24 protein-coding genes are annotated in these 26,365 nt (G+C 43.5%); 12 read left to right on the plus strand and 12 right to left on the minus strand.

From position 1 onward, the window contains the following. The first annotated feature begins 146 nt into the window (after positions 1-146). The 3 genes from hemC to V7K44_RS32975 all read left to right on the plus strand — a co-directional run bounded on the left by hemC (position 147) and on the right by V7K44_RS32975 (position 3,492). Positions 147-1,118: a hydroxymethylbilane synthase gene (gene hemC, locus V7K44_RS32965; RefSeq protein WP_334938286.1), complete on the plus strand. Its 972-nt coding sequence runs from the start codon at positions 147-149 to the stop codon at positions 1,116-1,118. Between the two features lie 134 nt (positions 1,119-1,252). Then, the gene (gene glgA / locus V7K44_RS32970; RefSeq protein ID WP_334938288.1) at positions 1,253-2,692 is read left to right on the plus strand and encodes a glycogen synthase GlgA; all 1,440 of its coding nucleotides are present in this window, start codon (positions 1,253-1,255) and stop codon (positions 2,690-2,692) included. Positions 2,693-2,952: 260 nt separating this feature from the next. Continuing rightward, a complete protein-coding gene (locus tag V7K44_RS32975) occupies positions 2,953-3,492 on the plus strand; it encodes a sugar O-acetyltransferase (protein WP_334938290.1) in 540 nt (179 codons plus the stop codon). A gap of 32 nt (positions 3,493-3,524) precedes the next feature. Here the strand turns inward: V7K44_RS32975 and V7K44_RS32980 are convergent, their stop codons facing one another. Together V7K44_RS32980 and V7K44_RS32985 are read right to left on the minus strand one after the other, a co-directional pair. Next, positions 3,525-4,796 carry a HEAT repeat domain-containing protein gene (locus tag V7K44_RS32980; RefSeq protein WP_334938293.1) on the minus strand — a complete coding sequence of 424 codons (1,272 nt, stop codon included), beginning with the start codon at positions 4,794-4,796 and terminating at the stop codon, positions 3,525-3,527. Positions 4,797-4,990: 194 nt separating this feature from the next. Further along, the gene (locus V7K44_RS32985; protein ID WP_334938295.1) at positions 4,991-5,173 is read right to left on the minus strand and encodes a hypothetical protein; all 183 of its coding nucleotides are present in this window, start codon (positions 5,171-5,173) and stop codon (positions 4,991-4,993) included. Positions 5,174-5,679: 506 nt separating this feature from the next. On the opposite strand from V7K44_RS32985, the gene V7K44_RS32990 reads away from it, so the two are divergent. Beyond that, positions 5,680-5,919, plus strand: a complete 240-nt coding sequence (locus V7K44_RS32990; RefSeq protein ID WP_334938297.1) for a hypothetical protein — start codon at positions 5,680-5,682, stop codon at positions 5,917-5,919. Between the two features lie 32 nt (positions 5,920-5,951). Next, a complete protein-coding gene (locus V7K44_RS32995; RefSeq protein ID WP_334938299.1) occupies positions 5,952-6,860 on the plus strand; it encodes a HEAT repeat domain-containing protein in 909 nt (302 codons plus the stop codon). A 162-nt stretch (positions 6,861-7,022) separates the two neighbouring features. Here the strand turns inward: V7K44_RS32995 and V7K44_RS33000 are convergent, their stop codons facing one another. From V7K44_RS33000 to V7K44_RS33015, 4 genes are all read right to left on the minus strand, one after another. Then, positions 7,023-7,628 (minus strand): HEAT repeat domain-containing protein, encoded by a 606-nt coding sequence (locus V7K44_RS33000; RefSeq protein ID WP_334938301.1) that lies wholly within the window; start codon positions 7,626-7,628, stop codon positions 7,023-7,025. A gap of 220 nt (positions 7,629-7,848) precedes the next feature. Further along, positions 7,849-8,343, minus strand: a complete 495-nt coding sequence (locus V7K44_RS33005) for a bleomycin hydrolase (protein WP_289795384.1) — start codon at positions 8,341-8,343, stop codon at positions 7,849-7,851. A 78-nt stretch (positions 8,344-8,421) separates the two neighbouring features. Then, positions 8,422-8,979 carry a bleomycin hydrolase gene (locus V7K44_RS33010; protein ID WP_289795383.1) on the minus strand — a complete coding sequence of 186 codons (558 nt, stop codon included), beginning with the start codon at positions 8,977-8,979 and terminating at the stop codon, positions 8,422-8,424. 454 nt (positions 8,980-9,433) lie between these two features. Continuing rightward, positions 9,434-9,601, minus strand: a complete 168-nt coding sequence (locus V7K44_RS33015) for an NblA/ycf18 family protein (RefSeq protein WP_334938304.1) — start codon at positions 9,599-9,601, stop codon at positions 9,434-9,436. A gap of 296 nt (positions 9,602-9,897) precedes the next feature. On the opposite strand from V7K44_RS33015, the gene V7K44_RS33020 reads away from it, so the two are divergent. The 3 genes from V7K44_RS33020 to V7K44_RS33030 all read left to right on the plus strand — a co-directional run bounded on the left by V7K44_RS33020 (position 9,898) and on the right by V7K44_RS33030 (position 12,254). Continuing rightward, entirely contained in the window at positions 9,898-10,515 is a 618-nt protein-coding gene (locus V7K44_RS33020) for a phycobiliprotein lyase (RefSeq protein ID WP_334938327.1), read from the plus strand. Beyond that, the gene (locus V7K44_RS33025) at positions 10,512-11,057 is read left to right on the plus strand and encodes a hypothetical protein (RefSeq protein WP_099099557.1); all 546 of its coding nucleotides are present in this window, start codon (positions 10,512-10,514) and stop codon (positions 11,055-11,057) included. Before V7K44_RS33020 ends, V7K44_RS33025 begins: the two co-directional genes overlap by 4 nt. Before the next feature lie 429 nt (positions 11,058-11,486). Continuing rightward, entirely contained in the window at positions 11,487-12,254 is a 768-nt protein-coding gene (locus V7K44_RS33030; RefSeq protein ID WP_334938306.1) for a phycobilisome rod-core linker polypeptide, read from the plus strand. Positions 12,255-12,454: 200 nt separating this feature from the next. Here the strand turns inward: V7K44_RS33030 and V7K44_RS33035 are convergent, their stop codons facing one another. The 3 genes from V7K44_RS33035 to V7K44_RS33045 form a co-directional block, all read right to left on the minus strand. Beyond that, entirely contained in the window at positions 12,455-13,372 is a 918-nt protein-coding gene (locus V7K44_RS33035) for an RluA family pseudouridine synthase (protein ID WP_334938329.1), read from the minus strand. Positions 13,373-13,605: 233 nt separating this feature from the next. Next, positions 13,606-13,956, minus strand: coding sequence for a DUF952 domain-containing protein (locus V7K44_RS33040; protein ID WP_334938308.1), 351 nt, complete (start codon positions 13,954-13,956; stop codon positions 13,606-13,608). After that, on the minus strand, positions 13,953-14,408 hold the full coding sequence (locus V7K44_RS33045; RefSeq protein WP_334938310.1) for a KGK domain-containing protein: 456 nt from the start codon (positions 14,406-14,408) through the stop codon (positions 13,953-13,955). Before V7K44_RS33045 ends, V7K44_RS33040 begins: the two co-directional genes overlap by 4 nt. Positions 14,409-14,783: 375 nt before the next feature. On the opposite strand from V7K44_RS33045, the gene V7K44_RS33050 reads away from it, so the two are divergent. Further along, the gene (locus V7K44_RS33050) at positions 14,784-15,317 is read left to right on the plus strand and encodes a DUF4352 domain-containing protein (RefSeq protein WP_334938312.1); all 534 of its coding nucleotides are present in this window, start codon (positions 14,784-14,786) and stop codon (positions 15,315-15,317) included. A 63-nt stretch (positions 15,318-15,380) separates the two neighbouring features. Here the strand turns inward: V7K44_RS33050 and V7K44_RS33055 are convergent, their stop codons facing one another. Then, positions 15,381-16,895 (minus strand): thioredoxin-like domain-containing protein, encoded by a 1,515-nt coding sequence (locus tag V7K44_RS33055; RefSeq protein ID WP_334938331.1) that lies wholly within the window; start codon positions 16,893-16,895, stop codon positions 15,381-15,383. A 359-nt stretch (positions 16,896-17,254) separates the two neighbouring features. Next, positions 17,255-17,728 carry a hypothetical protein gene (locus V7K44_RS33060; protein WP_334938314.1) on the minus strand — a complete coding sequence of 158 codons (474 nt, stop codon included), beginning with the start codon at positions 17,726-17,728 and terminating at the stop codon, positions 17,255-17,257. Between the two features lie 380 nt (positions 17,729-18,108). Between V7K44_RS33060 and glsA the strand changes: the two genes are divergently transcribed. Continuing rightward, positions 18,109-19,023: a glutaminase A gene (glsA, locus tag V7K44_RS33065; RefSeq protein ID WP_334938316.1), complete on the plus strand. Its 915-nt coding sequence runs from the start codon at positions 18,109-18,111 to the stop codon at positions 19,021-19,023. A gap of 318 nt (positions 19,024-19,341) precedes the next feature. On the opposite strand, the gene V7K44_RS33070 is transcribed toward glsA, so the two are convergent. Next, the gene (locus tag V7K44_RS33070) at positions 19,342-21,021 is read right to left on the minus strand and encodes a hypothetical protein (RefSeq protein ID WP_334938333.1); all 1,680 of its coding nucleotides are present in this window, start codon (positions 21,019-21,021) and stop codon (positions 19,342-19,344) included. A gap of 541 nt (positions 21,022-21,562) precedes the next feature. On the opposite strand from V7K44_RS33070, the gene psaA reads away from it, so the two are divergent. Continuing rightward, complete coding sequence (psaA, locus tag V7K44_RS33075) at positions 21,563-23,821, plus strand: photosystem I core protein PsaA (protein WP_334938318.1); 2,259 nt, start codon at positions 21,563-21,565, stop codon at positions 23,819-23,821. A 120-nt stretch (positions 23,822-23,941) separates the two neighbouring features. Continuing rightward, a complete protein-coding gene (gene psaB, locus V7K44_RS33080) occupies positions 23,942-26,167 on the plus strand; it encodes a photosystem I core protein PsaB (protein WP_334938320.1) in 2,226 nt (741 codons plus the stop codon). The last annotated feature ends 198 nt before the right edge of the window (positions 26,168-26,365 follow it).

Genomic DNA, 26,365 nt, shown 5'->3' on the forward strand with positions numbered 1-26,365 from the left:
TTCTATTATTTGAGATTTCACAAACAAGTTTTTGGTAAAGAATTGTAATCCAAAATCCCAAATCCAAAACCCAAAATTCGCATGAGTCCCTGACTACGGTAGTCTAGATGAGAGTGAATTTATCGCCTCCTTTGATATATTGTTTTATGACTTCAGTTGTTTCTAGTCCCCCACGCACTATTCGGATCGGCTCACGTAAAAGCCAACTTGCTCTGGTTCAGACCTATTGGGTACAAGAGCAACTACAGAAAAGCTTTCCTGACATCACTTTTGAAGTCCACACCATGTCTACCCAAGGCGATAAAATCTTGGATGTAGCATTAGCTAAGATTGGCGATAAAGGACTTTTTACTAAAGAACTTGAAGTTGGAATGCTCAATCAAGAGATTGACTTTGCGGTTCATTCCCTCAAGGATCTGCCGACTCACTTACCAGAAGGGTTAACGTTAGCAGCAATCACTGAACGAGAAAACCCAGCAGATGCATTAGTTGTGCATGAAAAGCACAAAGATAAACAAATCGATACGTTGCCAGAAGGTGCGGTAATTGGTACATCTTCTCTACGGCGGTTAGCACAGTTACGCCATCATTTCCCTCACTTTACATTTAAGGATGTGCGGGGAAACTTGATTACACGGTTGGCAAAACTGGATGCAGGTGAATACGATGCTTTGATTTTGGCAGCAGCAGGATTAGAGAGATTGGGAATGGGCGATCGCGTTCATCAAGTCTTACCTAAAGAAATCTCCCTCCACGCCGTTGGACAAGGAGCTTTAGGGATAGAATGCCGTGCTGATGATAGTGAAGTGCTATCTCTACTCAAAGCAATTGAACATATCGAAACACGCGATCGCTGTCTCGCTGAACGATCTTTTCTCCGTTCTCTAGAGGGCGGATGTCAAGTACCTATCGGTGTAAATACAGATATATCTGGTGAAAAATTGACCTTAACCGGGATAGTCGCCAGTGTAGATGGTCAAAAGTTCGTCAAAGATACCGTCACCGGACTTGCCAATAACGCCGAAGCACTAGGCATAGAACTAGCAGAACTGTTGCGACAACAGGGAGCGCAAGAAATTTTATCAGAAATTTTTGCGGTGATTCAGCGCGGTTCCTAAGCAATTGAGCAAGCCAATGTGATTAGATAAGAATTGATCGCCGTTGCACTGATGTGCCAGACGCGACAAGTCGCGTTGGTCGGGATTTCAGAAAGTTAATTTGACAATATAGACTCAGGGAAGCAAAAATTACCATGCGGATTCTATTTGTTGCAGCAGAAGCAGCACCCGTTGCGAAAGTAGGAGGAATGGGTGATGTTGTCGGGGCATTACCCAAAGTCCTGAGAGAAATGGGGCATGATGTGCGGATATTCTTGCCTTACTACGGCTTCCTGCCAGACAAAATGGAAATTCCCCAAGAACCGATCTGGTGGGGAGATGCCATGTTCCAGCACTTTGCAGTATACGAAAGTGTTCTACCTGGTACTGATGTTCCCTTGTACTTATTTGGACATCCGTCCTTCATGCCGCGCCGCATCTATTCTGGAGATGATGAAGATTGGCGGTTCACATTGTTTGCTAATGGTGCAGCCGAGTTTGCCTGGAATTACTGGAAACCAGATATTATCCATTGCCACGATTGGCATACAGGAATGATTCCCGTATGGATGCACCAAGATCCTGATATCACCACAGTCTTTACCATCCATAACCTGGCTTATCAAGGGCCGTGGCGTTGGTATTTAGAAAAAATTACTTGGTGTCCCTGGTATATGCAAGGACACAACGTCATGGCGGCGGCTGTACAATTTGCCAACAGGGTAAATACAGTTTCGCCCACATACGCCGAGCAAATCAAGACAGCTACTTACGGTGAAACATTAGAAGGTTTGCTGTCTTTTATTAGCGGTAAATTATCTGGGATTATCAACGGCATTGATACCGAGGTATATAACCCAGAAAATGACAAATATATTGAGCAAACCTTTACTGCTGATACTTTAGATAAACGCAAAGCCAATAAAATTGCTTTGCAACAAGAATTAGGACTAGAAGTCAATTCCAAAGCCTTTTTTATTGGGATTGTTACCCGATTAGTGGAACAAAAAGGCATTGATTTGATATTGCAAATCCTCGATCGCTTCCTATCTTATACAGATGCCCAGTTTGTGCTGTTAGGGACAGGCGATCGCTACTATGAAACTCAGATGTGGCAATTAGCATCCCGTTTCCCCGGACGGATGGCAACTTACTTACTGTATAACGATGCCCTGTCTCGCCGGATCTACGCTGGTACTGATGCCTTCTTAATGCCCAGCCGTTTTGAACCATGCGGTATTAGCCAAATGATGGCTTTGCGCTACGGTTCTGTACCCATTGTCCGTCGCACAGGTGGATTAGTTGACACAGTAACCCATCATGACCCTGAAAATGCTGCTGGTACTGGTTATTGCTTCGATCGCTATGAACCGCTAGACCTTTTCACTTGTATGATCCGAGCTTGGGAAGGCTTCCGTTTCAAACCGCAATGGCAAGAACTACAAAAACGGGGTATGAGTGAAGATTTTAGTTGGTATCAATCTGCTAAGGAGTACGTAAAGTTGTACAGGTCAATTTTCGGTTTGCCAGAAGAAGAAGAGACTCCAGAACCAAAGTTAGTTTTAAACGAAGCAGTCACCAGTAGTAAGTCCTAAACCGCCAGTAGAGGCGTACAGATGTGCGTTTCTACTCCTAACTTTGAATAACTCAAGTTGCTAGTTATGGATTCGGGTGATACCTTCTCTACAAGACGCTACGCGAACCGTGAGCTTCTCTACGAGACGCTTCTCTTCGAGAGGCTTCGCCAACGCTAAACTTTTCGGTCTACTGAAATTGAAATCTGGTTTAGTATTTTACTTCATGAACCTGCAATCTGCTGTAAAGAGGCGTCATTGTGCTTAGTGAATGCGAGAAGATGTTGGCGGGAGAGCTTTATAACAAGCTTGACCCTGAACTAGTCCGCGCTCGCGACCGGGCGCGGGACTTGTGTCAAGACCTCAATGACATCCGCTTTTCCCAACAGGAGGAGCGTCAGCGCATCCTCCAAGAACTGTTGGGCGCTGGAGGCGAGGACGTGTGGATACAGTCGCCATTCTACTGCGACTACGGGTTCAACATACTGATCGGCAAGAAGTGCTTCTTCAACTTCAACTGCGTCGTGCTCGATGTCTGTCAGGTCAAAATCGGAGATTACACATTGTTCGGCCCAGCGGTGCAGATATATACTGCCACCCACCCGCTTAACGCAAAGTTGCGCCGCCAGCAGGAGTTCGGCAAGTCGGTCGAGATCGGCTCTGACGTGTGGGTTGGCGGCGGGGCTGTCATTTGTCCGGGCGTGACAATCGGTTCGGGGTGCGTCATCGGCGCGGGCAGCGTAGTCACCCACGACATTCCCGCCGGGGTGTTAGCTGCCGGCAACCCCTGCCGTGTTATCCGGGAACTAACAGATATCTAGGCTTAATATAACTCCTGAATTCTAACTTCTAACTATTGATTACTCATCGCTTTCGCCCTAATTAACCAATCACGATCGCCAGTGCAAATTTCCCGACCAGACGAGTCTCCTAAGCGGTCTAGCGCTAATAAACAAGCGTATTTCAAATCCCAAATCGGTGTATTCAGGCAAATTTTGATTTCAGGAATTGCTCGTGAATCACCCAATTCACCAAGAGCGATCGCACTCGCCGCACGAGATTTCTGAAACTGGGGTTCGCGGTTGTGCAGGTTTTCTATTAATAAATCGTAAGCAGGAGCATATTTTAGCCAACCGAAAAGTTTCATTACATGATAATGAGCGCCATAGTCGTTATATGCTTTGTCGGCATAAGTTGTTAAGAGTGCTGCTGGTGCTTCTTGTGGATAGATATCTAGTAAGGTTTTTGTCGCTAAATAGCAACGTCCAAAATCGGTTTCGTAGAGTTCGTTAATCACAAAATCTAGAACAGGGGTAGCATCATACTCATGTACTAGATCGAGGTCGTTGGGATGATCGTAGAGTACTTGCTCTAAGTAAGGTTGAATTTCTGTAAAGCTAATTTCACCACTGGGAACCCCTGCATCCAAAAGCATCCGCAAACCTCGCAAGCGAAACACCAGAGATACAGGACAACGGGCAATTTCTGGGATGGCTTTGTAGTAGCAGGAATCAATCAGGTCTTGAATACAACCGCGCCGTGCATTGACGCTAGAACTTTGCAGCAGCGCCATCACCTCGGTAATTTGGGAGTAGTCACCCGTGAAGCGACAAACTGTAGCGATCGCTGCACTACGGGTAGGTTCATCCTCAACTTGGGTAAACTTCCGTACACGTTCTAGGGACGGCTGATAGTCAGCGTTAGCTAGAGTGTGAATAATGACTCGATAGATTTGACCTGGTTTATCAAGCAGTTGTGCCACCTCTTCGAGAATTTCTGGCTCTTTAGTGCCAATTTCCCCGATTGCCCACACGGTATTCTCAACAGTATAAATATCATCATCTTTAAGACACTGCCGAATTACGGGTAAAGCTGATTGTGCCTGTAGTCGCCCCAGACTTTCTACAGCTTTGCGTCGAACAATGCGGTGGTCTAATTCATCAGGCTTACTGGTTTCAATCGCCCGCACCAAAGCCGCGATCGATTGCTCAGTGGGAAAGTTAATTAAATGGGAAACAGCAATATACTTATCAGAAGCGTCTTCGAGTTGTTCTAATGGTGTATCGATAATTGCGATCGCTTCTTCTTCTGTTAGCCCAAACATTTTAAAAAAACGTTTATCCATTGATCTATAAATGGCTCTTGGATAATTGCTTGCAGGTCACTTTTACTATCGTACTAGGGACTGGCTACTAGTGATTGGGGACTGGGAAGATGAAGCGTAGACGGGGCGAGTCCAAAATAACAACGTTTGGTCGAGGTAGAGCCAAACAAACTAAAAAAGCGCATCATCGCCCTCAAAAAAGCTGTACAAAAAAGCTATTCATCTTCATCTCCTGATGGTCGTTCGCTGCCGCTTTGTTGAGTGTTCCACTCTAAAACAATACGCTCTAGCATTTCAGCCTGCGTACAGTGATTTACAGCAGCATATTGTTTAATTAGCTCTCTTACTTTCGGGCTAATGTAGCGTATATCTAGTGAGTTATTTCTTGTCGTTTCCACGATCTTTTTCCAGAATGTTTAAGCAGTTTTGCTGTTTTTATTACTATCGCACCCCTACGTTGGTTAGCACATAACTGTAAGGGTTTACCATAGGAATGCCCAAATCAATCACTTCTTTATATTCTACGTCTTAACTAAGATAGCGACTGCTTATACTTTTAGGAAGATATTTTTCCATTTGAGGAAACATCTTGAGCAGTTTTTGCAAAGTGCTAAACTATCCTACGCCTACACACTTGCAGTCTAAAAAGCTTAAAAGACTTATCATAAATGTAGTTGGGTTAAACTTTTGAAGATTTACGTCAAAAAGCTTTACCAGTGGTAACGCGATCTGAGAAGATCATAATATATGCATTTGTCAGCTATTAGTTCAGTTGCCTCTTGCTAATTGTTCAGTTTTATGTAACAGCAAAACGTTGGTCTTTAGCGAGTAACCAAATACAAACATTTTTGGGAATACCGATCGCACATCATTCATATAAATACATATTTAGGAAACCAAACTTATGGATGAAACCTCTGAACTCACAACAGCCAATCACATAACCGCTCAAGATGTAGCAGAAGTGATTGCAGAACTTGAGCAATATCGGGAACGTCTAGTTCAAGAAACTACGGAAACGGCAAAACGGGCTAAGTTGATGAAAGTAAGCGTTATGGCAAAACTGGAGCCTGAGCTTGCCAAGATTGATTCTGCCCTCCAGGAACTCCGTAATCAACAGGCTGCCCTGAGTGGCAGCAACTAGTCATTTGTCTTGATAATTTAGCTAGAAATTATATGCTCAACTCCGAAACTCAATCCGGGGCAGATTCGTTAAATCTGTCCCATGCAGAAACTGACGCTTTATTTAAAGCGGTGAGTGAGCAATTAAGCTTAAACACCTTCAACTCCGATGACGAAGAGCTAATAAAGCGGATGGTTGAGAGTATGGGAGACTCACGAGGCATGGTGAGGTTGAGTTTTGCAGAGGCTTTGGGTAAAATCGGCAAACCAGCGACCCCTTTATTGATGGAAGCTGTGGCAAGTCATCCCAACCCAGTTGTGCGGAGAGCCAGCGCTAAAACCTTGACACTGATCGCCGATCCGATCGCAGTTCCCACTTTGGTTAATGCCCTCTTAAATGATGAAGATATGGTGGTCAAAACCTCTGCGGTGGGAGGGCTTGCCAAAATAGGTGAGGCGGCTGTGCCAGCATTGCTGAAAATCTTAGCGTCAACCGAGTATCCAGAAAGTGCCAAAGGTCATGCTGTATGGGCGTTGGGATTTATTGGGGCAGAAGCGAAAGAGCATTTATATCGAGAGATTAACTCCAACTCAGCTGAAGTTCGGGCTGCGGTGGTGGGTGCGATCGCTAAAATTGCTCAAGAAGGCACCGAAGAAGGAGCATTTAATATTTTAATTAATGCCCTCAACGATCCATCTGAAATTGTCAGGTGTGAAGCAGCAGCAGCTTTGGGTAGCCTCACCTATCGCTCGGCAATTCCTAGCCTTGTTAAATTACTACATCATCCCGATTGGGAAACTCGAAAAGCGGCGGCTTTGGCATTGATGAAGATTGGCGACGGTGCTGCATTAGAACCCCTGCAAGCCGCATTAACTGAGGAACAAGAAGCGGGGGTTGAGGCAGTGATGAAGTTGGCGATTTCTCAAATTGAGAGGCAGTTAAAGGAAGAAGCTTGGGAATAAGGCGATGGACAGAATATGACAAAGGTAAATGGAAAAATGACCCTTACTTTTGACCAAGCTGCTTATAGTAATCTCCTAGCTGAAGTTTATCTAAATGTATGCGCCCTATTGGGATTGATAAAAGTAGTTGTAAGAGCGATCGCTACTCTCTCTTACTTATATTTATCTCTTATACTTAATCACTTGATCTAATCGGGGCAAAGCACTCACCGCTGACTCTCGAACATAGGGATCGATAGATTCATCATTTGTCAATGCCGTCAGTACTTCCACCCCTCGGATATCACCCATCGAACCGAGTGCATTGACGATCGCCACAGCTACGGCAACATTATCTATTGTTTTCAGAGCTTCGGTCAAAATCTCAAAGGCGGGAGAACCAATCTCACCCAATGCCATTACTGATGCAATATAAACAACCGGATTTGGGTCATTGAGCGCTGTTTGCAATCCCTGCAAACCCTCATTTGGGAAGGGAACATCGGGATGATTAGCCGCAACCTGTGCTAGAGCTTTAGCACAACTACCTCGAATGGTCGCATTATTACTATTTACTAATGACTCTACCAGTAGCGGTACAGCATCTGTACCAATAGCACCCAGTGCTTTTACCGCAGCTCGCCGATAGGTGACATCTTCTTCATCTAAAATACCCATCAGCCGAGGAATGGTATTTTCATCACGGACATCAGCCAGTTCCCACATGGCTCGTTCCCGCAAATTGGGGTTGGGGTGTTTTAACTGTGCAAATAAAGAATCTATTGTCATAAAAGAAAATTTCCCTGTTTAAATCCCCCAAGTTCAATAATTACGAATTACGTTAGCGGTAGCGAGTACTCGAGCGTCCGCAGGAGCGTCATTACGAATTAGTAATAACAGAGGGACTCTTGGTCAATCACTCAACCTGATACAGGCAAAGCAACGGACTGAGAGTCCCTAAGTTTTAGAGTATGACGATCGCTCGTCTACGTCTAGTCAATCCCTATTACTATGAAAGGGAGTTGATTACGTAGTCAAGAAGAGAGCGGAACTCAACTAATGCTTGAGGAGACAAGTCGCGAGGAGAACAAGCGCGATCGCGAGTATAAGTCAACGCGGTAACGTAGGGAGCGGTGGGCAGACCCAAAGAGCGATAAACTTCACGAGCACCTGCAATACCCCACTCATCCAAAGGACCAGTACCGCCCACAACTAAGCTGTAGTTGATCAAGCGTAAGTAGTGCTTGATGTCGCGGAGGCACTTGTCTTTCTTAACTTGAGTGTCGCCAGCTTCACCATCTTGGCTCAGGTAAGGATATTTCTTGAAGGCAGCATCATAACCTTCCTTAGCTACGTTATCGATACCAGAAGCTAGCTTTTCAGCAGCTTCTAGACGAGCATTAGCACGCTGAATGCTACCTTGAACGGATTCTAGATCGGAACTGCTGGGAAAACGACCTGCTGCATCAGCAGATCCAATAACTGTAGTGATAACTGATTTCATTGCTTTTTATACTCCAGATTAGATTTGATCGAGTTTTAATTTCAGTTTGCTTGGCTAACAGGCTTTAGCCATGAGCGATTAGCTCAAAGCAGAAATTACGCGATCGAAGTAGCTAGCAGCTTCAGCAGCTAGAGCAGAGCAGTCGCCTTGAACAACTTCTTGTTTACGGAACTTTTTACCAGCGTTAGCTTCAGTGTTGGTGTTGGTGATGTGAGCGACGCTGATAGCCTTCAGGATTTGGAAAGCCCGTACAGAAGAGCCAGTGGGTACGCCCAAAGCTGTGTAGGTTTCTTTCAAACCGTTCAAAGCACGATCGTCTAATACGGAAGAATCACCAGCCAATAACGCATAGGTTACATAGCGCAGAACGATTTCAGCATCACGCAAGCAAGCAGCCATCCGCCGAGTGGGATACAAGTTACCACCAGCTTGTAGCAAACCTGTATTTTCACAAGCAATCCCAGCAATAGCATCAGAAACCGCGCAGCTAGCGTTGCTGGCGATCGCATTCACTGCATCAAGGCGCTTGTTGCCTTCAGCGATGAAAGACTTCAGGGCTGCCAAGTCAGCACCACCGATAGGAGCGGTTTTGGCATCAGCCGCAATTACAGCTCTGGAAAAAGCATCAAGAACCATGAGTTCTCCTTAATATTCACAAATGGCGGATATTATTTTTGGCGTGTTCTCGATCAGGTTAACTGTGAGTAGCCAAACAAAAACATAGGGGATCAACAGTACCCTAGTCTTTACTATGAGAGACAAAGTAATAATCTGTAATATTTATCTTGGTTATGGAGGATATAACGCTTCTGTGTTGAGTCCAATAGAGACTTAACCTCCAACCTTAGCCCAGTCATGCCTAAAAGCAACTAGAAAATCTCTAACGCCAGTAGCGAGAAAACGTTTGTTCGCGTTCCTTGATCGTGCAAATAACTCGACAAAATCCCGGAATCTTTAGTCAAACATAACAAGTCTGCTGGTCAGTTGTTCAGCAAATGCCCTGCCCAATGCCCAAAAATTAAGACTTACGCAATGGCAAAGTTCCACTAAAATGCGTAAGTCTTAAGGAAAAATTTTGTTTTTTACTCGATCAAGCTTGTCTTAACAGATGTTTGACCAAATTATCTTTCACCATCATCTGCCGTAAAACTTCTAGTAAAAATTCTTGAGCCTCTTGTTGACTCAAACTTTTTACCTGGTCTTTCAAATTTTGTAAGCGAAACTGTTGTTCTAAAGTTAATTCGACTGGAAAGTCCATCATTCACTCCTGTGATTGACTGAATCGAAAGGTATTTGTTGTTAGTGGAAGACGATCGCTTTCTACTAGTCTAGCACTCGGACATTAAAATGTCTACATTGTCAAGCTATAAAGAACCACACTCATAAAAGTTTACAATTACATAACAACACTTCTGTATCTCCCTTTTCAGGGTGTTTATTGAAGCTGGCCGCTAATCGCTGTAATGTTTAGAATGTTTATATACCAACTACTCTAAAAAGAAAGAACTCGTAAAACATCATCCGCAGGAGCAATAAGTAGGAGTCAGAAGATTGATAGACGCAATGGAATTTTTTCAGCTAAGTGCTGGTAAGTGGCGATCGCAACGTGCAACTCATCATCTGGCGTTCAAGCGCTCAGAGATAGGAGAATCAGATATACAGGTAGAAACTCTCGATGCCGATCATCCAGAAATCATTGAACTGTGCCAGTATCATGAGATTGACCCCAGCCTTTCAGTCGGTGGTTCGCGTGTGCGTTGGCTAGGAACAATGGCTTGGGATCGAGAGGATGAGGAGAATCATCAGGGGAAAACCATATTTGCGATCGTGCCTGATGGCGATAACCCAAGGCAAGGTAAATTACTCCGCGAAAGAGGTTACGCCGAAATAGTGCCTGTAGTCGGTCTTTTTCACATGGATGATGAAGATGGACTAGTGTTGACAACCGAATATGAAACAATGAGTTCCATTGAGCGATTCTGGTTCGCCAGCCCAAATATGCGACTACGAACCAGTACAGTCAAACGATTTGGTGGCTTTAGCACCGCATCATTTTGTATTGAAAGCCGCATTGAAGTTTCTGTTGAGGTTTCTAGCCCAGAAGAAGTAACAGAAAAACTTGGGACGGATGTTCTGGAAAAAAGACAGTTTTATTCAGTTTTGGGCTGGTGAATTATCTTAAGCAGAGCGATGCTTTTACTCGTGGGCAAGATTATCTGCGTCTGGTACAGGGACTTGCCCTAGAACCGGGTATGGTGGATGTGTTTGATAACCTGCGCGATCGCATCCCCATTTGCACTTGGATCGGCGAGAATATTAACGCCGTAAACGCTCAGATCAACGCCTATCTGGAAGTTTGTCATGAGTGCTTTCATCCCCAAGAGCGTCGCCAAATCCAAATTTTTGCAGTCCCCATAGCTCAATCCTTCGGCATAGATGGGCTGTGCAACATTCTCACAAACCCAATCACTATTCTGGTAGATGTTGGTCGAGTTGCACCTAGAGATTGGTTTGGTGTAGTCGTCCATGAATACGCCCATGCCCATCTAGGAGAGTTTGGTCACAATGAGCAATTTGCTAGCATCCTATCTCATCTTTGCTTAGGACTGGGATTGGAACCACCCTCCTGGGAAGAAGGAATGGAAGCAACTTTGCGTAGTTGGCCTTACTGTAAATCAACCATAGATCCCCTGGAATTTTGGATAGGTTGCTGAGTTGCCGAGGGAGGCAGGGGCAGGGGGAGCAGGGGAGCAGGGGGGAATTATTGAACAAGTCTCTCCATTGTCTCCCCCCTCTTCCTTCTCTACCTCGTCTCTTCTCCATGCCCAATACCCCAATCCTCTATTAATTTCTTTTGCTAAATGTTAAAAATTATTGCTTTAGATCAAAAAGGTGAAACTGAATCTCCTAATCTAAAATATGTGAATAAAAATTTTTAGTCTATTAAGCTGGAAGCCTGACTCCCTATTTATTGATTAGCTATCGTTTGAATCTAGCAGACTAATCATTTATCCTACGAATACTTAAATTACCCTTAGTTAAGTTTCGTGAAATTTTATCAGAATCTGAAGTTCTGATACAACTACTCCCTTAATATGTGATTAAAAGTTGTTAACTTTAATTAAGAACATGGAGGCTTTAGAGTGCCACTTCCTCTGTTAGAATATAACCCTTCAAGTCAAAATCAGCGTGTAGCTGCGTATGAAGTACCTGGTGATGAACAGCCCAGGATTTTTACTACAGACAATATACTTTCTCCGTCAGATTTAGGCGATCTGATAGAAGCAGCATATCGTCAAATTTTCTTCTATGCCTTTACTGCCGATCGCGAAACGTATTTAGAGTCTCAACTCCGTAATGGACAAATTACAGTACGGGACTTTATTCGTGGGTTAGTCCTTTCCAACACCTTTAAGAAAAGCTTCTACGACCTCAACAATAATTATCGCTTTGTTGAGCAAGTAATTCAGCGGGTTCTAGGACGCGATCCATACAGCGAGCGGGAAAAAATCGCTTGGTCAATTGTAGTCGCTACCAAGGGGATTGTAGGCTTTATTGATGAAGTGCTCAACACTGACGAATACCTGAGCAATTTTGGATATTCCACAGTGCCATATCAACGCCGTCGGATACTGCCATCCCAATCTGCGGGTGAGTTGCCATTCAATATCAAATCTCCGCGATACGAAGATTATCACCGTGCCAAATTGGGTTTCCCCCAAATCATTTGGCAGGTCGAAGTACGCAGATTCCTCCCACAAGAGCAAAAGGCCAAGGCTGGAGATCCATCTCTATTCTTGTCTATGGCACAAAATATCAATGCAACTGGCAATGCTCCACAACGGATCTCGCCATACAACATCGATATCGAAAAGTCTGTACCTTATCGGCAACTGGCAGGAATTAAATAACGATTTTTGGTCGGTGGCTGGCTAGTACATCCATTTAATCGTTTTATAGCGTGCATAAGTCTTGGGTTATGTAGGAGTTTTATTTAGATATAACTAAGTGAAACAGACTCTATCCCATGTCTAATGCACGCTAGTTGTTAATAGTTTTTTATCAATGCTTGATGTATTTAAAACGGGGTTGGATTTAGGCGTGGATGAGCCTAAAGTGTAGTTCGTCTTTTTAGCATCTCCAGAAGTTTTGTAAAGTGAGCGGGAGGAGTAGCTGTCACCTCAATCAACTCCTCAGATAGGGGATGCTGTAATTTGAGTCGCCAAGCGTGGAGTGCTTGACCAGGCAAATTTACACCCACTGAATGGCCAGAACTATAAACTGGGTCGCCGACAATAGGATGACCCATTTTGCTGCTGTGGACACGAATTTGATGGGTGCGTCCAGTTTCTAATTGAAAGTGAATTAAGGTGAAGTTACCAAGACGTTCTAGTACTTTCCAGTGAGTGACGGCGACTCGTCCGCCTTGTTCAACAGGCATAACAGCCATTTTTTTCCGGTCTTGGGGATGGCGACCAATAGGCAAGTCGATAGTGCCACTTTCAGTTTTTGGCGCACCATAAACTACGCCCAAGTATTCTCGTCGTGCAGTTTTTGCTTTGAGTTGTGCTTGTAGATGATGATGGGCAATATCTGTTTTAGCGATCGCGATCGCTCCCGTAGTATCCTTATCCAATCGATGGACGATTCCTGGACGCTGAACTCCGCCAATTCCTGGCAAATTAGGACAGTGAGCCAATAGAGCATTTACTAAAGTACCATCTGGATGGCCGGGCGCAGGATGGACAACTAAACCTGCGGGTTTGTTGAGAATAAGTAACTGCTCGTCTTCGTAAAGGATATCTAAGGGGATGTCTTCTGCTTGCAGTTCTAAAGGTTGAACTTCTGGTATTTCGAGAGTGATGCGATCGCCTAGCTTGACATTGATCTTCTTAGATGTGCAAACTCGATCGTTAAGTTGGACGTTACCCTGTTCGATTAACTGTTGGACGCGGGAACGGGATAAGTCTGGTAATTCTTGGGAAAGGTAACGGTCGAGGCGATCGCCTTTGGTGTTGACGCAGTGTATTGTACTCTTAAGGGGAAGCAAGCTAGGTGTAGCATCCTCCAGTGGAGTTGACAAGCGATCGTCCTTGGCGTTGGCGAAGCCATCGCTATTTTCTTGGATTTGTAAATTAAATTCGGTCACAATTGCTCTAGATTAATTCCCGTTCTTTAAGTAAAGCGCGGAATGCTTTAAATCGCTTCTTGTCTTTACTCTTCAGCATTCTTGGCAAAGCCTCTCGCAGAGAAGGCGGTTCGTTATTCTAAATCTATAACTTCTTGCGGCAACTCAAATAAACCATCTTCCCCAGCTTCAAAATCAATCACCTGATACACAGCATCAATATTTAACTCACCATAAATGTGAGGAAATAATTCTCCTATTTCAGCAGGTTCATAGCGAATTTCAGCTTGCACTTTTTCAGAATCAATAAAAAGTAGTACCAATTCTTTTTGATGATCAAAAAATCTCTTTGCAACGTTGAGTATTTGCGTTGATTTTGAACAATGTATAAAACCTTCACTGTCTAACGAATCAGCGCGATATGTACCAAGATTTTTTGCTTGTTCCCATTGTTGGCGTTTAGTAATGTGGAGAATGGTGTTCATGTTGCTTGTATCATTTTACGAATATCATCTAAAGGCGATTCAGGTTCATTAGGATTATTAGGATAAAATTCTAACACTACAGTAATATTTAGTTTGATACTTTCTTTATAAGTTGATGGAGAAATAATTTCTGTGGATACTTTTATTCTGAGTTTTCCTGCTTGCCAGTTTGTAGAGCCAACTTTTAAAAGTTTACAATTTATACCTTCGCTAGAAGATTGCCATGTAATATCTTCAGCTTGGAAATTTACCTCATTTATGCATACATTTTGAAAAATTCCTGAAACAGTGACATTAGTATTATCTGTTTTTTTATAAAACTTGTGTATAAAATTTTCAGATATCAATTCTTTGAATCTGCTAACGATATATGTATCTTTATTAAATAACAAAACATCAGCATCAAAGTCTAATAGTTGGCATATCTTGTTCATATTAATCCTAGTAGTCAATGTAAATTAGGAATTTTCAGCATGATAGTCTAAAGCAATCAACTATTTTAATCGGAAATTATTAGCATAAATTCAGTGATAATACTGGTATTAAGGTTGCTAAAGATAGTTTAGTAATCCTAAATAAGTTACAAACAAAAATATCCCTGACTTCTTCAAGAATTCTGGGATCTGAACCTATCGCTGTTTGCAGATCAAATAGGATTGCTATAGTTCATCTCTAACCTTTGACTGGCTTGGCTTTTTCTTAAAGATTAGAGGTAGTTCAGCTTGTTAAATTTGATCAGTTGTTAACGTTGGTTAATTTTTGGGAATTATAATAACGAACCTCTCAGAAGGCTTAAAGAGGTTTGGATATACAACCAGAGTGCAACTATGAATAAATTGAAATACTTATCTATTGCAGCATTGTTACTGATAAATTCTGCCTGTACACCTTCTCAACAAACTAAATTAGAGCCTTCATCATCTCAAGCAAATGCTGCTGATACTACTAACATTGAACTAGTTTCAAAAGCACTTAGCAGTAAAGTTAATCGCAACGGTTGGGAAGTCAGTGCAACAGGTGTTAAATATGCAGGACAGAAAATTCAAGGTAAGTACAGCACATACGAAGCGGCTGAAGTTTGGACAGTGGTTTCTGTAACTGTTAAAAACACAAGTGGCAAAAGACAACGAGAGGATGATGCATGGTTTCTTATTACATTCTCCAAATTAGTTGACTCAAAAGGCAATAAATACGATGTTAAAGAGAGGGAGTATAAATATGATATTAATTTACTAAGTAAACCCTTCTCTCAAGGTGAATCTCGTTCTGTAGATTTCCTGTTTGACACTCCTAAAGGTATCAAGGCAGATAAATTTATAATTGACGATAAGAATCTTAAATCCATTCCTTTAAAACTTTAGTTTTTTTAATCTCACGCAGAGACATAGAGTTTTTTCTTTGCGTCTTTGCGTGAGATTATTATTCTATAAATTCGGTGGAATACAAAAATCTGGCGCACACAACCCAAGAAACTCTAGTGTTGTCACCTCAAAGGTATCCAAATCTACGCGGCGGATAGCGTGGTTATTAGTATCAGCAATATATAAATATGAATCTATAGCACTCAATCCCGAAGGTTCAAAAAACCGAGTGTTCTTACCTTGACCATTTTGTAAACCGGCAGAACCATCTCCCAAAACTGTCTGACAATTACCACTGGGACTAACTAATTTAATTTTATGGTTATAAGTATCTGCCACCCACAAAAAATTCTGCGCGTATTCCACTCCTAAACAGTGTTGTAAACGGACATCTTCACCTTGTCCATCTACATCGCCAAAACCAAATAAACCGCCACTACCGCAAACAGTTCTTACTTGATACGGTTCGACAATTCCAACACCACGAATTGAACTAACTTCACTGTCAGCAATGTATAATTCTTGCCCATTATTAGTAATACCACTAGGTTGAGCAAAAGCAGATTCAGTAAGCGAACCATCAATACACGCCTCTGCACCAATACCAGCATAAGTTTTGATAATGCCAGTTTCTAAATCCATTTGCCAAATTTGATGCGGCCCAGCCATTGCAATAAATAGAGTATTTCCCACTTTCACTAAATCCCAAGGGGAATTCAGCGCGGTTTCTAAAGCAGCACCGCCATGAGGATGAATATTGCGGCTTTGTTCACCAATTCCTGCAATAGTTTTGACTACTTGGCGCTTTAAATCAACTCGCCGTAGTGCATGATTTTCTGTATCAGCAACATAAAGAATCTCATTTTCGTCATCATAAACCATTCCCTGTGGTGCAAAAAACTGCGCTTCGTTAAAAGCACCATCAGTTAAGCCAGATTGTCCAGTCCCAATTAACTGTAAAATTTCTCCATCAAAGCTACTCATAACTAGGCGATGATGTCCAGAGTCAGCGATAAACAAACCTGCTTGAGTAGCTAGAACTTTACCAGGAAAAGCTAAAGGTGTGATTGATGGTTGGCGCTGTTTTTCTAAAGTCAAGCTAATTTCTTTGAAATTAATTGTGCCTTTGTCTTGGTGTTGCTGAATTAACTTTTGAATCAACTCGTCTAAAGTGTCACGGTTTGCTTCACCAGAAATCTGGCCAATCACGTAACCTTCTGGATCGATAATTATTAACGTAGGCCAAGCACGCACAGCATACTCTTCCCAAATCCGAAAACCGCTGTCAACTATAACTGGATGTTCAATATCATAGCGGAGGATAGCTTGGCGAATATTTTCTGTTTCCTTTTCGTTGTCAAATTTGGCGGAGTGAACGCCGATAATAGTAAGACTATCTTTATATTTTTGTTCTAAATATTTCAGGTTTGGCAGAATATGCAGACAATTGATACAGCAGTATGTCCAAAAGTCTAAAATTACGACTCTACCTTTGAGTTGTTTAAGAGACAATGGTTTATCGGTATTGAGCCAAAAGTAATTTTGCGGGAATTCTGGCGCTCTGACACGGGGAATCATACTAATTGGTAATTCGTAATTAAACTCGACTTTATCCATTTTCTAGCAACGCGATACTCCTGCGGAGTCGTTACACTAACGCTAATGCTAAAACCTATATGGGGTATTATTTTTACTTTTTCGATTTCACCGTGAATCAGTGATATAGAAAAAGCTTTTGCTAAAAAGTTAGGGTTTTTGCTCTATTAAGGAGAACCAAGTTCTTAATTTTGGATAAAGTCGAGTTAAAAAGATGTTTGAAAAGTCTCAAAGTATACCATAAATGCCACTTCCATTCCTCTCAAAGCATCGAGGAGATGCCGCAGGCGGTGGGGTTATTTGTATGCAGCTTCATAAAGAAATGGTATAAACGAGGCAGCTTATCTGTTGGTATTTGTTGACCATACAGGAACATTATCACCTCTATAAATTACCAAGTTTCCATCATTCTTAACTTCGAGACGACAATTAGAACCAAGCCCACCTGTATTACTTGCCCACACAGCGTTTCCACTATAATTATAACTGACTAAATTACAGTCGCTTTGCATGAGGGTGTAGTAAACTGATGTGTCAATAACGTTTGATGCCCACAGAGGAGTGCTGCCAGCATAAAGAACAAAGTTTCCATCAGATTGCTGGATAGCTTTATATACCCCATTAGGTGAAATCAAGTATTGATTAGTGGCAGCAAATAAGTATTCGCCTGTATTAAGTACAGATTTAAGAGATGTAAGGATAGATATATCAATATCCGCTAGTGCCTTGTTTTGTTGAATCAGCAACGCAGCTTGTGATGAAATTGCAAATGCTGTTGTTAAACCTACAATTTTAGACAGTTTAGATAATTTCACAAACCTACCTCCAATACAGTTCTGTTGTTTATAAACAATGCTGAGGTGTGATAAGTAGTAGTGTAAAATTAAATACGGGGGTTCCCGACCTGGTGAGGTACGTTTTTAAAGCTGCTTATTTTGTTAGAAAAGATTTAGGTGTACCTCAGTTGCTTAGGAAACGCTATATCATTTGTCATTGTGAATGAAGCGAAGCAAAATGAGGCAATTCGCTTACGCTTTGGAATTGTTTCTCTACGAGACGTTACATTTTATTCCGCTTGCAATGACATAAATAATTTAATTTTGCGTAACCACTTAGGGGTAAATTCAGCCTTGATTAATATCAGACTATACTGTTAGTTGCTGTTGAAAAAATAAATTGTTAAAAAGTTTACACTTTGAAAGGACTTGAAAAACTAACTACTACGAAGTTATCAGCCTGGGTGCAGCTAGCTCAAACCCAAGTTGAACGAGGACAAGTTGCCGATCGCATTCCACAATTAGCTAAAGCTTATCCTAGTTGGTTTGCAGTTCACATCTGCTGTAAATCGGGCAAAACCATTAGTTTTGGGGATACAGCTTGTATTTTCCCGTTAATGAGCGCGATCAAGACATTTTCTCTACTTTATCTGCTAGAACATCTCGGAGCAGAAACGGTTTTTGGCTGGGTTGGGGTGGAACCATCAGATGCACCCTTCAATTCTTTAGAACAACTAGTTAGCGATCGCGGCCATCCCCGCAATCCTATGATTAATAGTGGGGCAATTACCCTGTCTGATAAATTACCAGGAAAGGATGCTAGCGATCGCACTCTCTTATTTTGTCAATGGCTTAACCAATTAGCAGGTTGCCAACTAAGTTTAGATGAGGAAATGCTGGCTTCAGTGCGATTAACCCGTTCAACAGCCAATGAAGCGATCGCTAATTATCTCGCCCAAGCTGGTCATCTCGAAAATGTTGAAACAGCACTTGACACCTACGAGCAAATATGCTGTATTTCTGGGCGAGTTGAAGATTTAGCCCTGTTAGGAAAACTCTTAGCTTGTGAAAATAGCTATTTATCATCACAAAACCGCCGGATTGTCAACGCTGTAATGTCAACTTGTGGACTATACGAAGCTTCTGCCAAGTTTGCAGTCAGAATTGGTCTACCGATGAAATCAGGGATTGGTGGTGGACTTGTAGCAATAGTACCAGGAGAGGGAGCGATCGCTTGTTACAGTCCTGGTTTGGATAATATCGGAAATACTGTAGGTGCGATCGCATTGATTGAAGTTTTAGCGCAAGAGTTACAGTTGAGTATTTTTGGTTAATTCTGGTTTTTCTGGATCGGGAGCGGTTGTTTTAGCCCTGTTCTGTCACTCTCCGAAAACATTTGCCATTTCTTAATTCTAGAGCTTTTGTATAGCAAGCGATTGCGCGATTCTTTTCTAATAATAAATACAAGACCAATTTTTTTCTAATAGTATAGCTTGTATTGATTGCCTCATAAGACTTCTAGCGATTGCCCTGCCGGAAAGTGACAGAACAGGGTTAGGGAACTCCAAGAAATAAATTATCCAATATTGTGGGGTGGGCATCCTGCCCGCCCAGTCCATAATATGGCGGGCGAGACGCCCACCCCACAAGAGTTAATTGGATATTTTTTTATTTGGAAGTCCCTTAGATAACGGCGTAGATTCAGAATTTGGCGTTACCTCTGGCTGTGGTTCTGCTGGTGGCGTAATTATTTTTGGAACAGGAGACTCAATAATCTCTGGCAGCGTGGGTGACGAACTAGGAGATGGTGCAATTGTTACTTGTGGACTAGGTGTCTTACTCGTTAGACGATTAAAAAATCCACCAAATCTAGATTTTGTTGGCTGAGGCGTTACTTTTTCGGGTAACGGCGTAGATTCAGGAGTTGGTGTTACCTCTGGCTGTGGTTCTGGTGTTGGCGTAATTATTTCTGGTACAGGAGACTCAATAATCTCTGGCAGCGTGGGTGGCAAACTAGGAGATGGTGCAACTGGTGCTTCTGGGGTGGGAACTTTACCAGCCCCACGGTTAAAAAATCCACCAAATCTTGGTTTTGTTGGCTGAGGCGTTACTTTTTCAGGTAAAGGCGTAGATTCAGGAGTTGATGTTACCTCCGGCTGTGGTTCTGGTGTTGGCGTAATTATTTCTGATGGTGTCGGAGACAAAGTGGGAGATGGTACAGCCGTTGGAACTTCTAATTTTGGTTTTTCTGGCTGTGTTTTGGATTGTTCTGGAACTTCAGTTTCAGGAATAGGCTGTTTTTCTATCTTGGGTTGTATTTGGGGTGTTTGTTCAACAGAAGGTGTGGGTATGGGTTTAGGTGCAAGTTTATAATTCGGATCTACAATAGGGCGCACCTCAGATGCTGTGAGTTCTCCTCTGACAATTCTCGACAGAGTGTCTTTGCCCTTTGGCTGGTAGTCAATCAATCTAACTGTAGTATTAAAAGCATTTTTGACAGCATTTCCCTGATTATCGAGAAATTCTAGCTTTACCCAGTTTTTCCCTGGATGGAAGCCTTTAAGGTAAACTGCTTGCCAGCGATCGAAAATAAAGCTTTCACCATTAATAGTGGAACGGATGCGCCAATCACTGAACTCGTCGTTGGGGTTTTCCTTACCAACGAGATGCAGAGGAGCGTTAGTTAGGTAAAAGTCCAGTAAGATTGGTTCTGCTCCGTAGCTGCTTTGAGGACGGCTGTAAGTTAACAGCGGTAATTTAGGATCTGGGGTGTTGTCGTCGGTTTTAGTGAAGACGTGAAATGTTGTTTGGGCATAAGCACCTTCATTCTTAAAGCTTTCATGCCAAGGACGAGAGGCAAAGACGCGCAGGGTATGACTACCTGGAGACAAGTCTGGCAATACCAAGGGCTGATTCAGGTCGTAAACAGGTATATAAGGTTGATTATCCAGAATTACGTGTAAATGTGGCCCGAGTTGTAATTGTGGGTCTTTAAATATTGCTAGATCCTTAACCTGAAAACTGGCTGTTACTTTGTTGTCTTGAAGAACTTCATCAAATTTTGGAGTAACAATTGTCACTTGTGGCTGATAAACTTCCAAAATTGGACGCAGTTCTTGAATAACAGATGGAGGGGAAACTTCCGAAAATTGCTTTGAAATTTGAGAAATCTTTGGGGAGTTTTCTTTATAACCAGTAGATACTTCCTGGCTGTCGGCTTTCTTGCCGCAACTGGTCAAGCTTAATACCAGCACTAATATCATTACCCACCTGAGAATCGGGAACCTCTGAGGGAGGAGCTTCTCTAACACCCTTTTCTGCCACGAGTTCATGCGTTGCATCCAGTGATAGTCTTCGACAATTGACAGATTATTTTGGCTCAAACTGTCCATCTGGAACTATAGCCCAAACAAAAGGTGAAATCTGCCTCATATCACATAAGTTTTCCTTGGTATTCTCATAAAATTTTAAAATAAATCATAATCTCTACAGCGTTTTACTTGCATAAATTGAAATATGACATAAATGTTCATGAGTAATAGCAGTAAAAGTTGGGACATGGGCTACATACAGCCAAACCATAAATTTTACGAATTGTTATTCTTTGTAAATTAAATAGATAAACTATTGACTTTTGGACAAAAAGTTTGAAGTTAAAAGGCAGTTAAGGCATGAATTTCAGCAATATTTGAGCAAGTTTGAATTATTGTTAAAATATCTCCAACAATGTACAAGTGAAGACTCTATAATTCAACGAGAAACAACAATCCACATAGGTCTTCATCGCGGCTTCAGCAAAATTCTGGAGTTTGCGGTAATGGTTAATTTTGTGGTATTCATGATTCCTCATTCCTTATCAAGAGAGGAGGTCGAATGACAATAAGTCCTCCGGAGCGAGAGGAAAAAAAGGCAAGAGTAATCGTCGATAACGATCCAGTTCCAACCTCATTCGAGAGATGGGCGCAACCTGGACACTTTGACAGATCCTTAGCCAGAGGTCCCAAAACCACCACATGGATTTGGAACCTGCACGCACTCGCCCATGATTTTGATACACATACAAGCGATTTAGAAGACATCTCCCGCAAGATATTCTCAGCCCACTTCGGCCACCTGGCTGTAGTGACAATCTGGTTGAGTGGGATGATTTTCCACGGTGCGAAGTTTTCTAACTACGAAGCTTGGCTAAGTGACCCGTTAAACGTTAAGCCTAGCGCTCAAGTCGTTTGGCCCATTGTCGGACAAGACATTTTAAACGGTGATGTTGGCGGTGGTTTCCACGGCATTCAAATCACCTCCGGTTTGTTCCAAGTATGGCGTGGTTGGGGGATTACAAACTCCTTCCAGCTTTACTGCACAGCGATCGGTGGATTGGTATTAGCAGGCTTGTTCTTATTTGCCGGCTGGTTCCACTACCACAAACGCGCTCCCAAACTAGAATGGTTCCAGAATGTGGAGTCGATGCTGAATCACCACTTGCAAGTACTGCTAGGTTGTGGTTCCTTGGGATGGGCAGGTCACTTAATCCACGTGTCCAATCCGACCAACAAGCTTTTGGATGCAGGTGTTGCTCTCAAAGACATACCCTTGCCCCACGAGTTCATCTTGAACAAAGACTTGTTGACCGAGTTGTATCCCAGCTTTGCTGCTGGTTTAGCACCTTTCTTCACCTTGAACTGGGGTCAGTATGCTGACTTCTTAACCTTCAAGGGCGGTCTGAACCCGGTAACAGGTGGCTTGTGGATGACTGACATTGCTCATCACCATTTAGCGATCGCAGTTCTCTTTATCGTTGCTGGACATCAGTACCGTACCAACTGGGGTATTGGTCACAGCATTAAAGAGATCCTCGAAAACCACAAAGGTCCTTTCACCGGTGAAGGTCACAAAGGTCTCTACGAAAACCTGACCACATCTTGGCACGCTCAGTTGGCTACTAACCTAGCCTTCTTGGGTTCGCTGACCATCATCATCGCGCATCACATGTACGCGATGCCCCCCTATCCATACTTGGCAACTGATTACGCTACGCAGTTGTGCATATTCACACACCATATGTGGATCGGTGGATTCTTGATTGTTGGTGGAGCGGCTCACGCTGCGATCTTCATGGTGCGGGATTACGATCCAGTTGTGAATCAAAACAACTTGTTGGATCGGGTGATTCGTCACCGTGACGCGATTATTTCTCACCTGAACTGGGTGTGTATTTTCCTCGGCTTCCATAGCTTTGGACTTTACATCCACAACGACACAATGCGTGCATTGGGTCGTCCTCAAGACTTGTTCTCTGATACAGGGATTCAATTGCAGCCAGTATTTGCCCAGTGGATACAAAATATTCACGCCTTGGCTCCTGGTACAACTGCACCTAATGCCCTAGAACCAGTTAGCTATGTCTTTGGCGGCGGTGTCTTGGCTGTTGGCGGTAAAGTGGCAGCTGCACCCATTGTTTTGGGCACAGCGGACTTCCTAATTCACCACATTCACGCTTTCACCATTCACGTCACCGTCCTAATTCTGCTCAAAGGTGTGCTGTACGCCCGTAGCTCTCGTCTGATTCCAGACAAGGCAAACTTGGGCTTCCGCTTCCCTTGCGACGGCCCCGGTCGTGGCGGTACCTGTCAAGTCTCTGGTTGGGATCACGTATTCCTCGGACTTTTCTGGATGTACAACTCCATATCGATTGTAATTTTCCACTTCAGCTGGAAGATGCAATCAGATGTTTGGGGAACCGTAGATGCAGATGGGACTGTAACTCATATCACTGGTGGTAACTTCGCCCAAAGCGCCATTACCATCAACGGTTGGTTGCGAGACTTCTTGTGGGCACAAGCTACACAAGTCATCAATTCCTATGGCAGCGCGCTATCTGCCTATGGTCTACTCTTCTTAGGCGCTCACTTTGTCTGGGCATTCAGCTTGATGTTCCTGTTCAGTGGTCGCGGCTACTGGCAAGAACTGATTGAGTCCATTGTTTGGGCGCATAACAAACTGAAGGTAGCACCAGCAATTCAGCCTCGCGCTCTGAGCATTATTCAGGGTCGAGCTGTAGGGGTAGCTCACTACCTCTTGGGAGGAATTGCCACAACCTGGGCATTCTTCCATGCACACATCCTTTCAGTAGGGTAGCAATCAGTTGTGGAGTGCTGAGTGCTGAGTGCTGAGAAAATACTCAAAACTTGGTACTCAGAACTCAGGACTCTAGACGCTGGTATTTGATGGCTAAAGGTCAGAGGATTTATTAAACCTATGGCGACAAAATTTCCGAAATTTAGCCAGGATCTCGCACAGGACCCGACGACTCGTCGGATATGGTATGCGATCGCTACAGGCAACGATTTTGAAACCCATGATGGCATGACGGAAGAAAATCTTTACCAAAAGATTTTCGCAACTCACTTCGGTCACTTGGCAATCATCTTCCTGTGGGCATCCAGCCTCCTGTTCCACGTGGCCTGGCAAGGTAACTTTGAACAGTGGATTAAAGATCCCCTTCACATCCGTCCCATTGCCCATGCGATTTGGGACCCCCACTTTGGTAAACCAGCGATCGAAGCTTTTACCCAAGCGGGCGCTAGCAATCCGGTAAACATTACCTACTCTGGTCTTTACCATTGGTGGTATACCATCGGTATGCGGAATAACGGCGAACTGTACAACGGTTCAGTGTTCTTGCTATTATTCGCTGCTGTATTACTGTTTGCTGGTTGGCTGCACTTGCAACCCAAGTACCGTCCTAGCTTGGCATGGTTTAAGAGCGCGGAACATCGCCTAAACCACCACTTAGCAGGTTTGTTTGGTGTTAGTTCATTGGCTTGGGCTGGTCACTTAATTCACGTTGCTGTCCCCGAAGCTCGCGGTCAGCACGTAGGTTGGGATAACTTCCTGAATACCCCACCCCATCCAGCCGGTTTGACACCATTCTTTACAGGCAACTGGGGTGTTTACTCTCAAAACCCTGACACTCCTGGACATATCTTCGGGACATCGCAAGGTGCAGGAACTGCAATTCTGAGTTTCTTGGGTGGTTTCCATCCCCAGACAGAAGCTTTGTGGCTGACTGACATAGCTCATCACCACCTAGCGATCGCAGTTTTATTCATCGTTGCTGGTCACATGTACCGGACAAACTTTGGGATTGGTCACAGTCTCAAAGAAGCCTTGAATGCCAAGAATTTCTTCGGTATTCCTGTTGAAGGTCCGTTTAACCTACCTCACCAAGGTATCTACGACACCTACAACAACTCCCTGCACTTCCAATTGGGATGGCACTTAGCAGCGTTAGGTGTTGTTACTTCCCTAGTAGCGCAGCACATGTACTCCATGCCTTCCTACGCATTTATTGCGAAGGACTACACAACTCAGGCAGCGTTGTACACGCATCACCAGTATATTGCTGGATTCCTGATGCTTGGTGCTTTTGCTCACGGTGCAATCTTCTGGGTACGTGATTACGATCCAGAACAAAATAAAGGCAACGTTCTTGAGCGCGTGCTGAAGCACAAAGAAGCGATTATTTCCCACCTCAGCTGGGTATCCCTTTTCTTGGGCTTCCACACCCTTGGTTTGTACGTACACAACGACGTAGTAGTTGCTTTCGGTACTCCTGAAAAGCAAATCTTGATTGAGCCAGTATTTGCTCAATTCGTCCAAGCTGCTAACGGTAAAGTACTGTACGGTTTAGATGCTTTGCTATCTAACCCCGATAGTATTGCTTACACAGCATGGCCTAACTACGCTAACGTTTGGCTTCCAGGCTGGTTAGATGCCATCAATGCTGGTACTAACTCCCTGTTCTTGACAATTGGCCCTGGCGACTTCTTGGTTCACCATGCGATCGCTTTAGGTCTGCACACCACTACCTTGATCTTGGTCAAAGGTGCTTTGGATGCCCGTGGTTCTAAGCTGATGCCCGATAAAAAGGACTTCGGCTATGCCTTCCCTTGCGACGGCCCCGGTCGTGGCGGTACTTGCGACATCTCAGCATGGGATTCCTTCTACCTCGCTACATTCTGGATGCTCAACACGCTTGGTTGGGTTACGTTCTACTGGCATTGGAAACATCTAGGTATTTGGCAAGGCAACGTAGCTCAGTTCAATGAGAACTCTACATATCTCATGGGCTGGTTCCGCGATTACCTGTGGGCTAACTCTGCTCAGTTGATTAACGGTTACAACCCTTACGGCGTGAATAACCTGTCTGTCTGGGCTTGGATGTTCTTGTTTGGACACCTAGTTTGGGCTACTGGCTTCATGTTCTTAATCTCCTGGAGAGGTTACTGGCAAGAGTTGATTGAAACCCTTGTTTGGGCACACGAACGCACTCCTCTGGCTAACTTGGTTCGCTGGAAAGACAAGCCCGTGGCTCTGTCAATTGTTCAAGCTCGTGTAGTTGGTCTAGCTCACTTCACTGTTGGCTACGTCGTAACTTACGCTGCATTCTTGATTGCTTCTACTGCTGGTAAGTTCGGTTAATTCCGCTACTAGTTTTGTAGATAAGTAATCAAAATCCCCTGCCGCAAGGTGGGGGATTTTTTTGGGGTTTTAGGTGGGAAGGATGGGAAAAATAAAGAAGGGCGGGCAAGATGCCATTGGTGTCAAGTTAAGGCAGAAGCCCAAATGTCAAGCGACCTTGCAGCGTTACGTCGATGTCGTTGGCGAACAGCTTTAACT

The organism is Nostoc sp., assembly GCF_036917235.1.
Classification (GTDB): Bacteria; Cyanobacteriota; Cyanobacteriia; order Cyanobacteriales; family Nostocaceae; genus Nostoc.